General features: G+C 71.9%; 18 protein-coding genes, 1 tRNA gene and 1 pseudogene. 5 read left to right on the top strand and 15 right to left on the bottom strand.

Going from position 1 to position 14,632, the window contains the following annotated elements; genetic code table 11:
- Positions 1 to 56: 56 nt before the first annotated feature.
- Both ACZ7LY_RS09270 and ACZ7LY_RS09265 read left to right on the top strand, forming a co-directional pair.
- The gene (locus ACZ7LY_RS09270) at positions 57 to 1,574 is read left to right on the top strand and encodes an amino acid permease (RefSeq protein ID WP_471623910.1); all 1,518 of its coding nucleotides are present in this window, start codon (positions 57 to 59) and stop codon (positions 1,572 to 1,574) included.
- Between the two features lie 88 nt (positions 1,575 to 1,662).
- Positions 1,663 to 1,735 (top strand) — tRNA-Lys (locus ACZ7LY_RS09265).
- Between the two features lie 152 nt (positions 1,736 to 1,887).
- Here the strand turns inward: ACZ7LY_RS09265 and ACZ7LY_RS09260 are convergent.
- The 4 genes from ACZ7LY_RS09260 to ACZ7LY_RS09245 form a co-directional block, all read right to left on the bottom strand.
- Entirely contained in the window at positions 1,888 to 2,388 is a 501-nt protein-coding gene (locus ACZ7LY_RS09260) for a hypothetical protein (protein ID WP_471623909.1), read from the bottom strand.
- Positions 2,385 to 2,720, bottom strand: a complete 336-nt coding sequence (locus ACZ7LY_RS09255; protein WP_471623908.1) for a hypothetical protein — start codon at positions 2,718 to 2,720, stop codon at positions 2,385 to 2,387. Before ACZ7LY_RS09255 ends, ACZ7LY_RS09260 begins: the two co-directional genes overlap by 4 nt.
- Positions 2,717 to 2,920, bottom strand: a complete 204-nt coding sequence (locus ACZ7LY_RS09250; RefSeq protein WP_471623907.1) for a hypothetical protein — start codon at positions 2,918 to 2,920, stop codon at positions 2,717 to 2,719. The genes ACZ7LY_RS09255 and ACZ7LY_RS09250 overlap by 4 nt, the downstream gene beginning before the upstream one ends.
- Positions 2,921 to 3,004: 84 nt before the next feature.
- A complete protein-coding gene (locus tag ACZ7LY_RS09245; RefSeq protein ID WP_471624154.1) occupies positions 3,005 to 4,198 on the bottom strand; it encodes a helix-turn-helix domain-containing protein in 1,194 nt (397 codons plus the stop codon).
- Between the two features lie 220 nt (positions 4,199 to 4,418).
- Here ACZ7LY_RS09245 and ACZ7LY_RS09240 point away from each other — a divergent pair.
- A pseudogene (locus ACZ7LY_RS09240) lies at positions 4,419 to 4,595 on the top strand (HD domain-containing protein); the annotation flags it as partial.
- A gap of 25 nt (positions 4,596 to 4,620) precedes the next feature.
- Here ACZ7LY_RS09240 and ACZ7LY_RS09235 read toward each other — a convergent pair.
- Positions 4,621 to 5,274, bottom strand: a complete 654-nt coding sequence (locus tag ACZ7LY_RS09235; protein ID WP_471623906.1) for an HAD-IA family hydrolase — start codon at positions 5,272 to 5,274, stop codon at positions 4,621 to 4,623.
- Between the two features lie 105 nt (positions 5,275 to 5,379).
- Positions 5,380 to 5,898 carry a DUF6584 family protein gene (locus tag ACZ7LY_RS09230; RefSeq protein WP_471623905.1) on the bottom strand — a complete coding sequence of 173 codons (519 nt, stop codon included), beginning with the start codon at positions 5,896 to 5,898 and terminating at the stop codon, positions 5,380 to 5,382.
- A 187-nt stretch (positions 5,899 to 6,085) separates the two neighbouring features.
- Between ACZ7LY_RS09230 and ACZ7LY_RS09225 the strand changes: the two genes are divergently transcribed.
- Positions 6,086 to 6,793: a DUF4232 domain-containing protein gene (locus ACZ7LY_RS09225; protein ID WP_471623904.1), complete on the top strand. Its 708-nt coding sequence runs from the start codon at positions 6,086 to 6,088 to the stop codon at positions 6,791 to 6,793.
- 90 nt (positions 6,794 to 6,883) lie between these two features.
- On the opposite strand, the gene ACZ7LY_RS09220 is transcribed toward ACZ7LY_RS09225, so the two are convergent.
- Both ACZ7LY_RS09220 and ACZ7LY_RS09215 read right to left on the bottom strand, forming a co-directional pair.
- Complete coding sequence (locus ACZ7LY_RS09220) at positions 6,884 to 7,135, bottom strand: chaplin (protein ID WP_471623903.1); 252 nt, start codon at positions 7,133 to 7,135, stop codon at positions 6,884 to 6,886.
- 522 nt (positions 7,136 to 7,657) lie between these two features.
- Positions 7,658 to 8,869, bottom strand: coding sequence for an FAD-dependent monooxygenase (locus tag ACZ7LY_RS09215; protein ID WP_471623902.1), 1,212 nt, complete (start codon positions 8,867 to 8,869; stop codon positions 7,658 to 7,660).
- A 251-nt stretch (positions 8,870 to 9,120) separates the two neighbouring features.
- On the opposite strand from ACZ7LY_RS09215, the gene ACZ7LY_RS09210 reads away from it, so the two are divergent.
- Positions 9,121 to 9,420: a chaplin gene (locus tag ACZ7LY_RS09210; protein ID WP_471623901.1), complete on the top strand. Its 300-nt coding sequence runs from the start codon at positions 9,121 to 9,123 to the stop codon at positions 9,418 to 9,420.
- Between the two features lie 103 nt (positions 9,421 to 9,523).
- On the opposite strand, the gene ACZ7LY_RS09205 is transcribed toward ACZ7LY_RS09210, so the two are convergent.
- The 7 genes from ACZ7LY_RS09205 to ACZ7LY_RS09175 all read right to left on the bottom strand — a co-directional run bounded on the left by ACZ7LY_RS09205 (position 9,524) and on the right by ACZ7LY_RS09175 (position 14,425).
- Complete coding sequence (locus tag ACZ7LY_RS09205) at positions 9,524 to 10,393, bottom strand: tyrosinase family protein (RefSeq protein ID WP_471623900.1); 870 nt, start codon at positions 10,391 to 10,393, stop codon at positions 9,524 to 9,526.
- 6 nt (positions 10,394 to 10,399) lie between these two features.
- Entirely contained in the window at positions 10,400 to 10,804 is a 405-nt protein-coding gene (locus ACZ7LY_RS09200; protein ID WP_471623899.1) for a tyrosinase family oxidase copper chaperone, read from the bottom strand.
- Between the two features lie 96 nt (positions 10,805 to 10,900).
- Complete coding sequence (locus ACZ7LY_RS09195; RefSeq protein ID WP_471623898.1) at positions 10,901 to 11,404, bottom strand: hypothetical protein; 504 nt, start codon at positions 11,402 to 11,404, stop codon at positions 10,901 to 10,903.
- A gap of 123 nt (positions 11,405 to 11,527) precedes the next feature.
- Entirely contained in the window at positions 11,528 to 12,076 is a 549-nt protein-coding gene (locus ACZ7LY_RS09190) for a vitamin K epoxide reductase family protein (RefSeq protein ID WP_471624153.1), read from the bottom strand.
- A 142-nt stretch (positions 12,077 to 12,218) separates the two neighbouring features.
- The gene (locus ACZ7LY_RS09185; RefSeq protein ID WP_471623897.1) at positions 12,219 to 12,722 is read right to left on the bottom strand and encodes a DUF5949 family protein; all 504 of its coding nucleotides are present in this window, start codon (positions 12,720 to 12,722) and stop codon (positions 12,219 to 12,221) included.
- 374 nt (positions 12,723 to 13,096) lie between these two features.
- A complete protein-coding gene (locus ACZ7LY_RS09180) occupies positions 13,097 to 13,384 on the bottom strand; it encodes a hypothetical protein (protein WP_471623896.1) in 288 nt (95 codons plus the stop codon).
- Positions 13,385 to 13,660: 276 nt separating this feature from the next.
- Complete coding sequence (locus ACZ7LY_RS09175) at positions 13,661 to 14,425, bottom strand: hypothetical protein (RefSeq protein WP_471623895.1); 765 nt, start codon at positions 14,423 to 14,425, stop codon at positions 13,661 to 13,663.
- Positions 14,426 to 14,632 lie beyond the last annotated feature (207 nt).

Genomic DNA, 14,632 nt, shown 5'->3' with positions numbered 1-14,632 from the left:
CGGCCCGAGCTTGATCAGGAGCTTGCCGCGCCCCCGGCCTGGGCATCACCGGGGGCATGACAAGTGAAGCGAACGAAGCGACCGACCGGAAACCGCCGTCCCGGCCCCCCACCGCCGGGGCGGCGCCCGGCTCCGACGAGGAACGGCTCGCGCAGCTCGGCTACACGCAGGTCCTCGCCCGCCGCATGTCGGCGTTCTCCAACTACGCGGTCTCCTTCACGATCATCTCCGTCCTCTCCGGCTGCCTCACGCTCTATCTGTTCGGCATGAACACCGGCGGGCCCGCCGTCATCACCTGGGGCTGGGTCGGCGTCGGCCTCATGACCCTCTTCGTCGGCCTGGCGATGGCCGAGATCTGCTCCGCGTACCCGACGTCGGCGGGCCTGTACTTCTGGGCCCACCGGCTCGCCCCGGAGCGCAGCGCCGCCGCGTGGGCGTGGTTCACGGGCTGGTTCAACGTCCTCGGGCAGGTCGCCGTCACCGCCGGCATCGACTTCGGCGCGGCGTCCTTCCTCGGGGCGTATCTGAACCTCCAGTTCGGCTTCCGGGTGACGCCCGGCCGCACCATCCTCCTCTTCGCGGCGATCCTGCTCCTGCACGGCCTGCTCAACACCTTCGGCGTGCGCATCGTCGCCTTCCTCAACAGCGTCAGCGTGTGGTGGCACGTCCTCGGCGTCGCCGTCATCGTCGGCGCGCTCGCCTTCGTCCCCGACCACCACCAGTCGGCGTCCTTCGTCTTCGGCGAGTTCGTCAACAACACCGGGTGGGGCAGCGGCCCGTACGTCGTCCTGCTGGGGCTGCTCATGGCCCAGTACACCTTCACCGGGTACGACGCCTCCGCGCACATGACCGAGGAGACCCACGACGCGTCCACCGCGGGCCCGCGCGGCATCGTCCGCTCCATCTGGACCTCGTGGATCGCCGGGTTCGTCCTGCTCCTCGGCTTCACCTTCGCCATCCAGTCCTACGACGGTGCCCGTGACTCCGCGACCGGCGCGCCGCCCGCCCAGATCCTCCTCGACGCCCTCGGCGCCACCAGCGGCAAACTCCTCCTCCTGGTGGTCATCGGCGCCCAGCTGTTCTGCGGCATGGCCTCGGTGACCGCCAACTCCCGCATGATCTACGCGTTCTCGCGCGACGGCGCCCTGCCCTTCTCCCGCGTCTGGCACACGGTCAGCCCCCGCACCCGCACGCCCGTCGCCGCCGTCTGGCTCGCCGCCGCCGGCGCCCTCGTCCTCGGCCTGCCCTACCTCATCAACGTCACCGCGTACGCCGCCGTGACCTCCATCGCCGTCATCGGCCTCTACATCGCCTACGTCATCCCGACCCTGCTGCGGCTGCGCAAGGGCGACGCCTTCGAACGCGGCCCGTGGCACCTCGGCCGCCTCTCCACCCCGATCGGCGTGATCGCCGTGACCTGGGTCGTCTTCATCACCATCCTCTTCATGCTGCCCCAGCTCTCCCCGGTGACCTGGGAGACCTTCAACTACGCGCCCGTCGCCGTCCTCGTCGTCCTCGGCTTCGCCGGCACCTGGTGGCTCGCCTCGGCCCGCCACTGGTTCCTGCGCCGCTGACCCCGGACACTCCCGGTTCCCGATACCCGATCGGCGTCGCGGGCGGCTCCCGCTATGCTCAGGGGTGCGTCGGCACCCACCGACGCGTGGACCCTTAGCTCAATTGGCAGAGCAGTGGACTTTTAATCCATTGGTTGTGGGTTCGAGTCCCACAGGGTCTACGAAAGAAAGCCCAGCTCAGGCACTCGCCTGGCTGGGCTTTCGGTGTTTCGCGGGGGCCTCGCCGGGGCGTGCTGGACACGGGGTGACGCGAATCTGACGCGACCGGCAGCGATCATTCGGCGGGCGGCCAGCACCTCGGTGGGGTCGTCGGTCAGCGGACGATGACGGGCGGTGGGGTCGGGCGACGCGGGGTCCTGCGGGGGCAGTGGTGGTGGGTGGTCACGGTGCGGCCGGGGCCGGAGGCGCTGAAGACGTCGTGGACGTCGTACGGCTCGTCATCGTGGATGGGGAGATCGCAGCGGGCGCAGCAGGGGTCGCGGGGTGCGGTGTTTCTGGGGGCTGCGTCGAGGGTGTCGGTCAGGGTGGTGATCGCGTCGGCGAGCTGGTTCACGTACTGGCGCATGTGGTGTGCGGTGGTGGTGGGCTGGGGCGCGTCGGCGATGAGCTGTTTGGCGGCCCGGCCGGCTTCCGTGACGGGGGTGTGGGTGCGCTGGTGGAGGGTGGTGTTGGCGAGGATGCGGCTTGCGAGTCCGGCGAGTTGGACGGCGATCTCGTCGAGCTGCCAGCGGGTGGCGATCCGGGCGAGTTCCCGGGCGGCGGTGGTGGTGGCGCGGGCGGTGTCGGAGTCCACCTGGCTGGTGATGGGGGTCACGTCCACCGTCCTTTGCTGAGGGCGCGCCGCAGCGGGGCCGAGGCGGGGCATGTCAGCCGGAGCAGGGCGCACTGGGGGCAGGTCACGGTGTGCTCAAGGAACTGGAGGTAGACGAACATGACCGTGCAGTCGTGGCACCCGCGAGGGGCGATCACCCGCCCGGTGTCCGGGTCGCGGCGCCCGCCCAGGCTGACGCTCGCCCACCCGACAAGGCTCTCGTCGCACCAGGCGCAGGCACGCCCCAGGATCTGGGCGTCGGTCATCTCGGACCACGGCACGTCCACGTCGATGCGCGCGGGCGCCTCGGCCGCCTTGATCTCGGGGGCGCTCATGACGCACCCGCGCAGGAGTTGCACGCCCTGGGGAAGATCAGCCGCTCGGCGCCGGGGTCGACGCGCTCACCGAGATCGACGCTGGCCCCGCCGACAAGGGGCCCCGCACACCGGACACACGCCCGCCCGCAGAGCTGGTCCTCGGCGAGTTCGTGGTCGGGCGGTATGTCGACCGTGATCCTGTGTGCGTCCGTCTGCATCCTGTCCGCCTCCGGGTCCCGTAGTGGTGGGACGACCGTAGGCGCGGGACAGGCGGTCCGGGGGCACAGTTTGTGCCCGTACGTTCAGGCGGCCAAGAGGCCCAATTTCACGGCGAGTTCGGACGCGCGTCGGCGACGGGAGGCGACCTTCGACTCGGCTTCCTCCAGAACGATCCGCTTCGCGTATCCGTTGTAGCGGATCGTCTCGGGCGCGGCCTCGTGTGCCTTCTCCAGCGTGGCGAGGGCGACGTCCGGCTGCCCGTTCATCTGATAGCCGCGCGCCTGCTCGATGCGGTGTCGAGCGCGACGGGGGCGGGACCGGATCGTGAGGGCGTCGGCGGCGGCGGCCTGGCGTACTGATTCGCCGCCCGCGTGCAGCTCGACGGCGACGGTCACGGCGTGGGCGCCCATGATGGCCTGGCTGAACGAGGTGATCGGGTGGTAGTAGTCCGCCGGCAGCCGGTCCGCCAGCGCGCGGGCCTTGTCCCAGTACCCCCAGGCCACGCCGGTCTCGCCGCGCCGGGCCGCCGTGTAACCGGCCTCGAACGTGAGCGCGCCGGTGATGGCGACCACGTCGTCCGTGGCGTCCGGCAGCAGCGGTTTCAGGTAGCGGAGCGTCTCCAGGTTCACGGCGTCGGCGGCGTCGTAGTGGTTCGGGCCCGCGTCGCGGTGGGCCTGGGCGGCGAGCCAAGCGGCGACGCCGAGGGCGTGCGGGTCCTCGGACTCCTGCGCGGCGACGAGCCCTCGCTCGGCGACGCGCCACAGCAGTGCGGCGTCCGGCTGGTACGCGATGAAGAACTGCGACAGGGAGTAGACCTCGGCGAGGCACGCCTGTGCCGCGCGCCGGTCGGCCGCCGAGTCGGCTTGTCGCACCGCCAGTTGCGCGTCGCGGATCAGGCCGGGCAGCAGCCCGCCGATGACCTCGCGGTGGTTCGGCGCGGAGTGCCGGGCCGACCAGGCGCGTGCGAGCCGCGCGGTGAGGTGCTCGGTCGGCGGGGCCTCGCCGGAGGCAGCGAGGGGAAACGCGTCGACCGCCGCCTTGACCGCGGCGAGGCGCGGGTGGCCGGGGCCGGTGAACAAGGGGATGTGCGCGCCCTGGTCTCCGGTGAGTTCGCACAGGTCACGCACGCGCAGCAGCTCGGCGATGCGCAGGACGACCGGGAGCTTGGGCATTTTCAGGCGCCCGCACTCGACAGCCTTGACCCAGGACGCGGACCTGCCGACCAGTCCGCCGAGTTGCTCGCGCGTCATGCCGCGCCGGGTGCGGAGGATCTGCATCCGCTGGCCGAAAACCAGCGGATCGGCGTACGGGTCCGGGGTAGCAGCAGATGGCACGGTCTCGCCCCACTCTCTGAGCAACTCGTCATTTTCAGAGTAGGGGCGGGATCCTTCCCGTGTGAGGGCTCCGGCGGGCATTCACCGAGCCGAGCCATGACTCCGGGGCGTTGGAGGGCATCCGTTACGCGATCCGCCTCGGCGAGGCGTGAAAGGGGACACCGTGGCTGACGAGGACCTGGCGGACGTGGCCCACTTCCTGTGGGAGGCCGGCATGCTGAAGCAGGCGCGCCGAACAGGCTGGTGGATGGCGGGCGTCCGCGATCCCGAGAGCGTGGCCGAGCACTCGTGGCGTACGTCCATCATCGCGTCGGTGATCGCCACGCTGGAGGGCGCCGACGGCCTTTGCTCAGAGTGCAGTTGACTCAGCCAGCGAGCACTGCTGTCACACCGAGAAGGGCCTCCAGCTCGGCCACGGCCGAGTCCTCGTCGGTGACGTGGACCGTGGCGATGCCCAGCTCGGCGGCCGGCGGAAGGTTCACCGCGTGATCGTCGACGAAGACGCATTGCTCGGCGGGCAGCCCGATCCGCTCCAGGGCGAGTTCGTAGATCGCGGGATCGGGCTTGGCCATCCCGACGAGCTCAGAGACGACGTGCACGCCGAACAGGTCCCAGATGCCGACGTGCTCGTACGGGTTGAACGGATCGAGCCCGAAGCTGTTGGACAGCAGGGCGAGCCGGTGCCCGGCGTCCCGCGCGGCCCGCGCGAGCGACACCATCCTGTGGGCCGCCGGCACTCCGGCCCAGGCCCGGCCCATGAGGTTCACCGGATCCACCTGCGGGCCCAGAAGGGCCGCCGTACCTTCGTTCCACTCGGCCTGCCCGATCTCCCCGATCTCCAGAGCCGCGTACAGGCGTCGACCTTCGGGGTGATCGTTGAGGGTGGCCCGCCACGCACCCGGCTCCAGCCCCTCCGACACGCACCAGGCGCGGTGAACTTCGATCGGGCTGGCGGTGAGCACACCGGCGAAGTCGAGGATCAGGCCGCGCCTATCGGCGACATCAGTCCTATGCGGCATCTGGTGATCGCTCCTTCCTGATCGGTGCTCCCGGTGACGCTATCGCGCACTGACCGCATCAACAGACGTAGGCACCCGCCGTAAAGCCCCACCGGGCGGAACCGTTCAGTCGAAGAGGGCGATCAGGCCGTTCAGCCAGATCGCGGTGAACGCGAGGGTTGCCGTCGCGCAGCCCGCGCGTCTCAGGATTCCGCCGATGGTCCACGGGGCTGAGGGCGCCTTGCCGCCCGGGTGCCCGTACGTGGACGGGTCGTCCCAGGCGACGGCGTGTCCCAACTCCTCGGCGCACGCGGCCCGCACCGCGCCCAGTTGCCGTTCCGCGAACGCCGTCGCCGCCTCCGTCTCGGGGCCCCGCCAGGCGAGCGCCCTCATCCGCCGGCGGGCAGAGGCGTACCGCGCCTCGAAGGCGGCGGTCTCGTCCGCGTCCCGGTCCTCTTCGAGGTACATCCAGCGTCCGGCCTCGGCGGCGTCCCCGTAGAGCCGGTACACCTCGGCCAGACGGCGGCGGAGCGTCAGATCGTGCGGGAAGGACGAGAGGAGTCCGCGCAGGCGCTGGCGCGCGACGGGGATCCGTCCGGCGGCCAGGTCCGCGTCGGCTCGGGCGAGGGTCTCTGCCAGGGGCATGGGGTCATGATCGGACACCGTGGCGCCCGGCGTCGATCCGTTTCCGCGGGGCCCGGCACCTCCCGCCCGCTGTGACAGAACGGGGACTTCGTGGGAGAGGGCCTGTGACTCGGTGCGGGGTACAAATTGTTCTGACCGCAACGCAGTACACCCGCACCGCAAGGTGTCACTCACGGGGGAACACACCATGAAGCACACCCGCATCGCCGCTCTCGCCGCCCTCGGCCTCGCCGCCTCCCTCTCGCTCACCGCGTGCGGCGGCAACAGCGACACCGGCGCCGCCAAGTCCTCCGCCGCCAAGGGCGCCGCCAGTTCCTCGGACGGCGGCGCCTCCGACGGCGCCGGTACCTCCGACAAGGCCCCCGCCCAGGGCACCGGCACCGCCGACAACGCCGGCAAGAGCGACACCGGCACGGACGCCAAGGCCCAGGGCAACACCACCACCCCCGCCAAGGGAAGCGCCCAGGGCACCGCCCAGCGCCCCGCCCGCGTCACCTTCTGCAAGACGCAGAACCTCGCCATCAGCGCCGTCAACGCCTCGCCCGACAAGACCGAGGGCCGCGTCGACGTCACCATGGTGAACCGGGGCTCCGCCACCTGCTCCGCGACCGGCTTCCCCGGCGTCGACATCACCGACGCCGACCACACCACCAGCCCCATCGAGCGCGGCCCCGCCCAGCCCCGCGTGACGGTGCTCAAGCCCGGGGAGTCCGCGGTGTTCGACATCGCGTACCCGCTCGACAACAGCGGCAAGAGCCTCACGCACCCCACCCGCATCCTGGTCACGCCCCCGAACGAGACCCACACCGTCACCCTGAAGTGGCCGGCGGGCGCCGGGCCGGTCAAGGGCGCGTACACCGACGTCAAGGTCTACCCGACGCACACCACCAAGTAGCCCGCGCCGAGCGAGCCGGACGAGCGCGGGGCTGCCCGCCACCGAGAGGATCGGTGGCGGGCAGCCCCTTTGCGCACGGGAACGACTACGTCAGTCGTTCACGCAGGTGTTGCCGAAGGCCGGGTTCAGCAGCCCGACCACGTTGATGGAGTTGCCGCACGCGTTGATCGGCACATCGATCGGGAACTGGAGCAGGTTGCCCGACAGGACACCCGGGCTGTTGGCGGCGACGCCCTGCGCCGAGGCGCCGTCGGGGCCGTCCAGCGCGGAGGCCGTGGCGGCGGTCCCCAGGACAGCGGTACCGGCCAGAACGGCGGCTGCTGCGAATGCGCGAATACGCATCGGTTCTCCCCTTACGGGTGAGGGAATATGACGCGTCAATCACACCGTCGTACAGCGTAAGAACCGGCAAATTGGTGCAAACGGGGGCGTGTCACCAACCGTCAGAGTCCACCGCAGGGGCTCAGCCGCGGGAAACGCCCTGACCGCGCGCGGGCGCCGCCGGATCGACGCGGACCCACCCGCGCGAGGGCCGCACGGGCTGCCCCGTACGTGCACTCGCGCCAGCGCCAGCGCCAGCACCGGCACCCGTACCCACACCCATACGCGGCACCGCCCGCCCATGCGCCCGCCACAGCCGCAGCACCGTCTCGTAGATGGGTGTCTCCGAGGCGGGGCCCGCACCGGCCGCCGGAACGCTCGTCTTCTGCTCCATGCCAGGACCAACGACGCCCGCCCGCCGGGAGGCCCGGACGTTATCCCGCCGCAACGGGCTCTCACTCGTCCCGGTGGTTCCGCGCCGAACGCCTGACACCCGGCCCCGCGCCCGCGCCGCGCCCGCCCCCACCCGTACGGAAAAGCCCGTCAGTCCTTCTGGAGCGCCCCCGCCAGCCGGTGCCCCACCCACCGCTTGAGCGAGCGCAGCGCGGTGGAGCGGCTGACGGCCCGGTCGACGCGGTAGTAGAGCTGCGGCGGCACGTACGGCAGCAGCGGCGAGTGGCGCTGGCCGAGCAGCGCGAACATCTGGTGCGGTTCGAGGCCGATGTACCGCGGCAGGTTCTCGTACCAGCCCGCGCTGTGCCGCGCCGCGCTCTGCAACGGCAGCAACTCCCGCTTGCGCACCCGCTCGTACTCGGCGAACGCCTCCCGCACCGACCCCGGCCCGTCCGCCGGCCGGTCGAGGGCGGCGGCCAGCGCCATCGCGTCCTGCATGGCCAGCGTCGTACCGGCCCCGATGGAGTAGTGCGTGGTGTGGGCCGCGTCGCCGAGCAGGACCAGGTTGCCGTGCGACCAGGACCGGTTGGTCACCGTGGGGAACGCCCGCCACTGCGACGGCCCGTCGAGGTCGCTGCGCCCGATCAGCCGGTGCCCCTCCAGCGGCCCGGCGAACAGGTCCTCCAGGAGCGCGAGCGCCTTGTCCTGCGCCAGCGTGTCCAGGCCGAGCCCCCGCCAGGCCGGCTCCGCGCACTCCACGATGAACGTGCTGTGCGTGGCGTCGAAGCCGTACGCGTAACACCACACCCACCCGTGCTCGGTCTCGACGAACGCGAAGGTGAAGGAGCGGAAGACCTTCGTCGTGCCGAGCCAGACGAACTTGTTGCGGCCCTCGGTGACGCGCGTGCCGAAGCTCTCCGCGTGCCGCTCGCGCAGCACACTGTGCGCGCCGTCCCCGGCGACGACCACGTCCGCGCCCGACAGGCGGGGGTCGTCCGGGGTGACCGCCCGCCCGAACTCGGTGCGTACGCCGAGGTCATGGGCGCGCTCGGTCAGCACGCGCAGCAGTTCGTGGCGGCTGACGGCGAACCCGGTGTCGCCCTCGTGGACGGTGACCCGGTCGCCGACATGGGCGACGCCGTCGCGCCAGCGCACCGACAGCTCCTCGATGGCCCGCGCCGAGGGCTCGTCGTGCTCGCGCAGCGTCTGGAGCATCTCCGGCCAGTAGGTGACGCCCCAGCCGTACGTGGTGCCCGCCGGGTTGCGTTCGAGGACGGTGACGTCCCGGGCGGCGTCCCGCTGCTTGAGCAGGATCGCCAGGTAGACGCCGGCGGGTCCGCCCCCGGCACAGATGACCTTCACGCGCGCTCCTCGGCGTCCGTACGGGCTCGGCCGTATGCCTGCTGGTCCGTATGCCTGGGAAACGACGGGGAGTTCGCGGGGTTATCGCGCGATCGGGGCGCTTTCGCCCGGACGGCCGGATCGGATTTCCTGGCTTGTCTATATGTATCCCCGTATTGGCTGTAACCCCGTTACTGCGGGTGAGTCCTGCCGTTGTTAGAGGGTGACGGCTGCGATCACGTGGCCGCACCGCCAACCAGAAGGAGAAAGTGATGTCTCGCATCGCTAAGGTCGCCGCTGTCGCTCTCGGCACCGGCGCCGTGGTCGTCAGCGGCGCCGGCCTGGCCATGGCCGACGCCGGCGCCCAGGGCGCTGCCACCAACTCGCCGGGTGTCCTCTCGGGCAACCTGCTCCAGGTCCCCGTCCACGTCCCGGTCAACGTCTGCGGCAACACCGTCGACGTCATCGGCGTGCTGAACCCGGCGTTCGGCAACACCTGCGTCAACGCCAGCGGCGGCCACGGCCACGGCCACGGCGGCGACCACGACGGTGGCTACGGCTACGGCGGCTGACCACGTGCCTGGAACCGGCTCCCGCGCGGCGGTGCGGGGGCCGGTTCCGTCATGCCGGGCACCGGATAAGGCGTACGGGTAGCACCTGCTGCCGGGCACCGGATCAGGCGTACGTGTAGTACCTGCTGTGGTCGAGCATGTCCCGTAGCGGGGTGTCCCACGGCGGCATGGTGTCGTCGAGGGCGAGGGCCTTGTCGTGCTGGGCGTTGCCGAGCGGCGGGTTCGTGCGCGGCAGGTAGCGGGCGGCGTCCGGGTGCTTGCGCTGCCAGCGCACCCAGCACAGGTCGATGAACGCGTGATGCAGCCAGAACACCGGGTCGTTGACCGAGGCCGCGCCCAGCATGTGCCCGCTGACCCAGCGGTGCACCTGGTTGTGCAGGGCCCAGCGCTGGTCGCCCCGGTTCACCGGCCAGCCCTCGATCTTGTTGCGGAAGCCGCGCGGCGCCAGCGAGTTCCACGGGCTGACGTCGTAGGTGCGCTCGTTCATCGCCTCCGCGAGGTCCGCCTTGGCCGGCAGGCTGATCGGGTCCTGCGGCCGGCCGAAGTCCCGCATGAGGAAGTCGCCGTCGGTGACCGACTCGTTGACCGTCCAGTGCCCGTTGCGGCGGGCGAACGGGCCGGTCATCACCTGCCGGTCCGAGCGGCGCCCGTTGCCGCCGAGGAAGTCGTCGGCCCACAGCGAGGCGGCCGGCGTACGGTCCACGGTCCAGTCCCAGTACGGGACGGTGACGCCCGGATCGACCCGCTGGAGCGCCCGCTCGAACTCCAGCACGAACTTGCGGTGCCAGGGGAAGAACGACGGCGTCATGTGCGCATAGCGCGGACCGCCGTCCCCGTCGCCCTGGTAGAACTCGATGTGCGTGCGCACGAAGTCGTCGTAGCGCCCGGAGCGCTTGACGGCGAGGACCGCGTCCACGAACCGCCGCTTCTGCGCCTTCGTCAGCGTCCGCTGGTTCTGCCTGGTGTGGGCCATCGCCGCTCACGCCCCTCGTCGTGCGCCGCCGTGGGCGCGCAGTTCCTGGTCACCGAGTTCCGCGACGGCCGCGCGCGTGGCGTCGAGCGCGGTGGCGTGGCAGGTGTAGTGGTCGAGCATGCTCAGGTACGTGCCGTCGGCGCGGCGCATGAGGTGCAGCGGCCGCCCGTCGACGGTGACCTGCCAGACGCCCGCGCCCACGGCCCCGGGCAGCTCCCGGCCGACGAGATGCCGGCCCCGGTACGTCTCGTCGAACGCGCCGGCGCCCGGCGCGCCGCCGGAGCCGGGCTCCGGGCCGGCCGGGTCGGCCAGGTCGCCGGGGCGCGGGCGGATGGCCAGCACGGCCGCCGTCGCGGGCAGCGCGCCGAGCGCGATCAGGCCCAGGCTGCGGCGGCTCAGTGGGGTTCTCACAACCGTCTCCTCCTCCGTGTCCGAAGTACGCTCACGGCCGTGCGGCGCCCGTGGGAAAGCGGGCCAGGGCCGTGGCTGCCTGGCCCGCACGGGAGGTCAGCCCGTCGCCAGGTCGGCTCCCGGCCGCGTCTGGAGGTCGGGGGCGCCGAGCCCGAGCTGGGGCGCCGACACCTCGGGCAGCCCGAACCGCTGCGGCTGCGGGCCGGTCAGCGGCGGGTTGACCGAGGCGCCGGGCGTCAGGGCGTGCAGCGGCGAGTCCGGCGTGCGCAGCTCCACCCGGTCGAGGTGGGCGCCGGGCAGCACCTGCGGCAGCGGCACGTCCGCCTCGGTGACGGGCAGCCCGCCGCTCAGCGGCAGCCGCGGCAGGATCCGCTGCGGCAGCACGTGGTCCTCGGCGAACCGGGGGCCCTCGGGCGTGCCGGGCAGCGGCAGGGGAGCGGCGGTGCTCACGTCCGGCAGATCCGTGTGCAGGGCGTTCTCCACGCCCTCCAGCGGTACGGGGACGGGCACCTCGCTCGCCGCGGCGGCCGGACCCGCGCCCGCCGCGGCGGCGAGGCAGCCGACCAGAACCGCGAACGTTCCCTTGGCCTTGAAGCTCATGTCGGTGTGATCCTCTTCGTTTCTGGACGATGACGTATCCGGAACAACGAGGAGCGCGTCGGCATCAGCGCATAATTCGCCCGGCGGGGCTAATCCATGACGGCCAGTCAGCCCGTCGGCCCGTCAGCTCGTCCAGAAGTCCCACCAGCGCGTCAGGACGAGCAGTCCGATCACGCCGATGTGCAGCACCGGCACGACCCAGGCGAACTCCGCGAAGAAGGTCCGTACGGGACGCGGCGCGGGCAGGAAGCCCTGCCGTACGTTGAACGCGGCCAGGCTCCAGAACATGAGGATGGTCGCCGCCCACGCCAGGCAGCACCACAGGCACAGGTTGTTGATCCGGTACAGCGACTGGAACTGCAGCCAGGACACGAACCCCACGCCGAACAGGCACCCCGCGTTGAAGGTCAGCCAGTACCAGCGCGGGAAGCGGGCCCCGGTCAGCAGGCTCACGCCGACGCAGACCACCACGCCGTACGTGACGAGCCCCAGCATCGGGTTCGGGAACCCGAAGGCGGCCGCCTGGGCGCTCTTCATGATGTTGCCGCAGGAGACCACCGGGTTGAGGCTGCACCCCGGTACGAAGGCCGGGTCCTCCAGGAGCTTGAACTTGTCGAGGGTGATGACCCAGGACGCGAGCACCCCGGCGGTCCCGGTGACGACCAGGAGCAGCGCGAGGAAGCGTCCGGCGCCCGCGCGGCCGTCCCCGCCCGCCCCGGACGCGTCCGGGGCGGGAGCGGAGGCGCCGCGCTGCCCGACGACCCGGGACGCGGAGGGTGCGGCCTGCTGAGGGCTGGTGCTCACGGCGCCCGCCTCAGCCGCGCACGCGCCGCACCGGCAGGACGCAGTGCGCGGCGGACATCAGGGTCTCCTCGGCGCCCGCGAACTCCTGGAGCGCGCTCTCGCCGATCGCCTGCCCGGGGGTGGCGGTGGGCCAGGGGCGGGCGGTGAAGATGAAGTAGGCGCTGCCGCGCTGCTCGGCGGCGGCCTGCCACTCCGGCGGCACCGGGCACTGGGCGTTCAGCGGCGGCAGCGAGACGACCGCCTGGCCGGCCTCGACCAGCAGCGAGACGGGGAAGCCGGGCTGGTGGGTGCCGTCGTGGACGGTGGTGCCGACGGTCAGGCCGTTGTTGCGCAGCAGGGCGCGCACGGCGTTCTCCGACGCCTCCGGGCCGGCCGCCGCGTCGCCCATCGTGTAGGCGAGCAGGAACGCCATGTCCGTGTCCTCGCCCGCGGGCTGCCCGCTCCAGGCGACGACCGCCAGCGTGCCGAGGTCGGCCGCTCGAAATTCCGTGTCAATACTCGACGTTGAAGTCACCGAGGAAGCCTAGCGAGGCGTTTTCCGCGGACCGGGTGGCATTCACTCGCGCGGGGGAAAAAGGGCCACTCGATCGAGGGCGTGCAAACAAAAGTCCGAATGCCGTACGGAAGCGCCCGGGGACGCGGGAAACGCGGAAGGCCGGTCCGGGAACGGGGGTTCCGGACCGGCCTTCCGTGCGGGGCGCGGGGTGTGCGCCGCTGTTTCCTCGCCGGTGCGTGCTTACGGGTGGGCGGCGGAGTTGCCGAACGCCGCTTCCCTGGGGGTTCTTGGACGGAATGAGGAACGCATGAGGAACGCCCGGCGCCTTTCGTCCGGGACGCACCCGCATTTCCGTCGTTCGCTCTTTCGGATCAGGGAGCGAAAGGCGGGACTTACTGGCCGACGGGGAGCCCGCCGAGCAGGTTGCCCGGGGTGTTCGTGCCGCCGTGCGGGTTCAGGCTGTTCGCCGCGCCCTGGACGGTGCCGACCACGCCGTCGTCGTTCTTCGGGTCGAGGAGGTTGCTGCTCACCGGCTGCGCGTCGAGCGTGGGCTGGCTGGTCACCGTGTTCAGGGCGCCGTTCAGGCTCGTCGGGGTGAGGTCCGAGGCAAAGGCGGGAGCAGCGGCACCGGCGATCACCAGGGAACCGGCGACAACGGCAGCGGCCTTCATAGCCTTCATCATTCTTCCTTTCTTCGGCGGCATTCGCCGCCGGCGTGGAACATTCACCGTTCGAGGCATTACGCATGCCCGATGTCTCGCTTCGGCCGGAACAACGAGCGGCGCCGCCGGGGGAAACTCGGAGGAACGGTGATTCACCGATCCCACGCGAAAGCACCGCTTCGGTCGCACAATTGCCCGCACCTGTGCGAAAGGCCGCCGGGCGGACGGGACACGGCGAAGGCCCGCCGCCCGCGCGCGGGGCGCGGACGGCGGGCCTCGTGGGGCGCGCGGGTGCTACTGCGGCAGGCCGGGGGCCTTGGGCGCGCTCGGCGCGGCGGGCAGATCGGCCTTGGGCGCGCTGGGCGCGGCGGGCAGGTCGGCCTTGGGCGCGGTCGGCGCGGCCGGCAGGTCCGCCTTCGGGGCCTGGGGCAGCTTGGGCAGGCCCGGCAGGTTCGGGGCGGGCAGGCCGCCGCCGAGCAGGGTGGCCGCGAGGACGTTGACCGTGCTGGTGACGGTGTCGGTGACGGCCTTGGCGACGGCGGCCGGGTCGCCCTTGGCCGACGCCTTCACCAGTGCGTCGGCCGACTTCTGGAGACCGGCGAGGGCGTCGGCCTTGACGTCCATGAGGGCGCGCGCCTGGGCGCCCGCCGCCGGGGCGACGGCGTTCGGGACCGAGGCCGCGTCCGGCACGGTCTTCGGCGGCGCCGGGGCCGGGGCCTTCGGCGGGGCGGGGGCCTTCGCCTTCGCCGCGTCGATGGCGGCCTTGATCGCGTCGGTGTGCTTCTTGGCGGCGGCCGGCGCGAGCTTGCCGCCGGGCGCCTTCAGTACGTCGTCGAGCAGCGCGGTGACCGGGGTGATGACACCGCCGGCGGCCGCGAGGGTGCGGGTCTGGGCGAGCAGTTTGTCGGCGCCGGGGACAGGAGCGGGCGCGGACTCCGTGCGGCTGACGCGCTCGTCGGCGGCCGAGGGGGAGGCGGCGATGACGGGCGCCGCCGCGCCGATCAGCAGGGAAGCGCAGAGAGCGGACGTCGCAAGACGCCGTACGGGCAATGCGGGCATTTTTTTGCCTTTCGCGGGTGTGTCGGTGCTTGTCCACCGTCGAACGCCCCGCGACCCGCTGCAACCGAGCGGGCACACCCCGTCACGCACTCTTTGTCACCCGTACGCCGTCTTCGCTGGTGAGAGCGGTCGTCGAGCGCCGGTTCGGATACGTGGCGGCCGCACCCGTTCGGCGGAGGCGGAAAGGGAACAGCCGCCCCTCTGGCG

The organism is Streptomyces sp. NPDC107550, assembly GCF_055639095.1.
The sequence above is the reverse complement of the archived record's forward strand: the minus strand, read 5'-3'. Positions and strand labels throughout refer to the sequence as shown.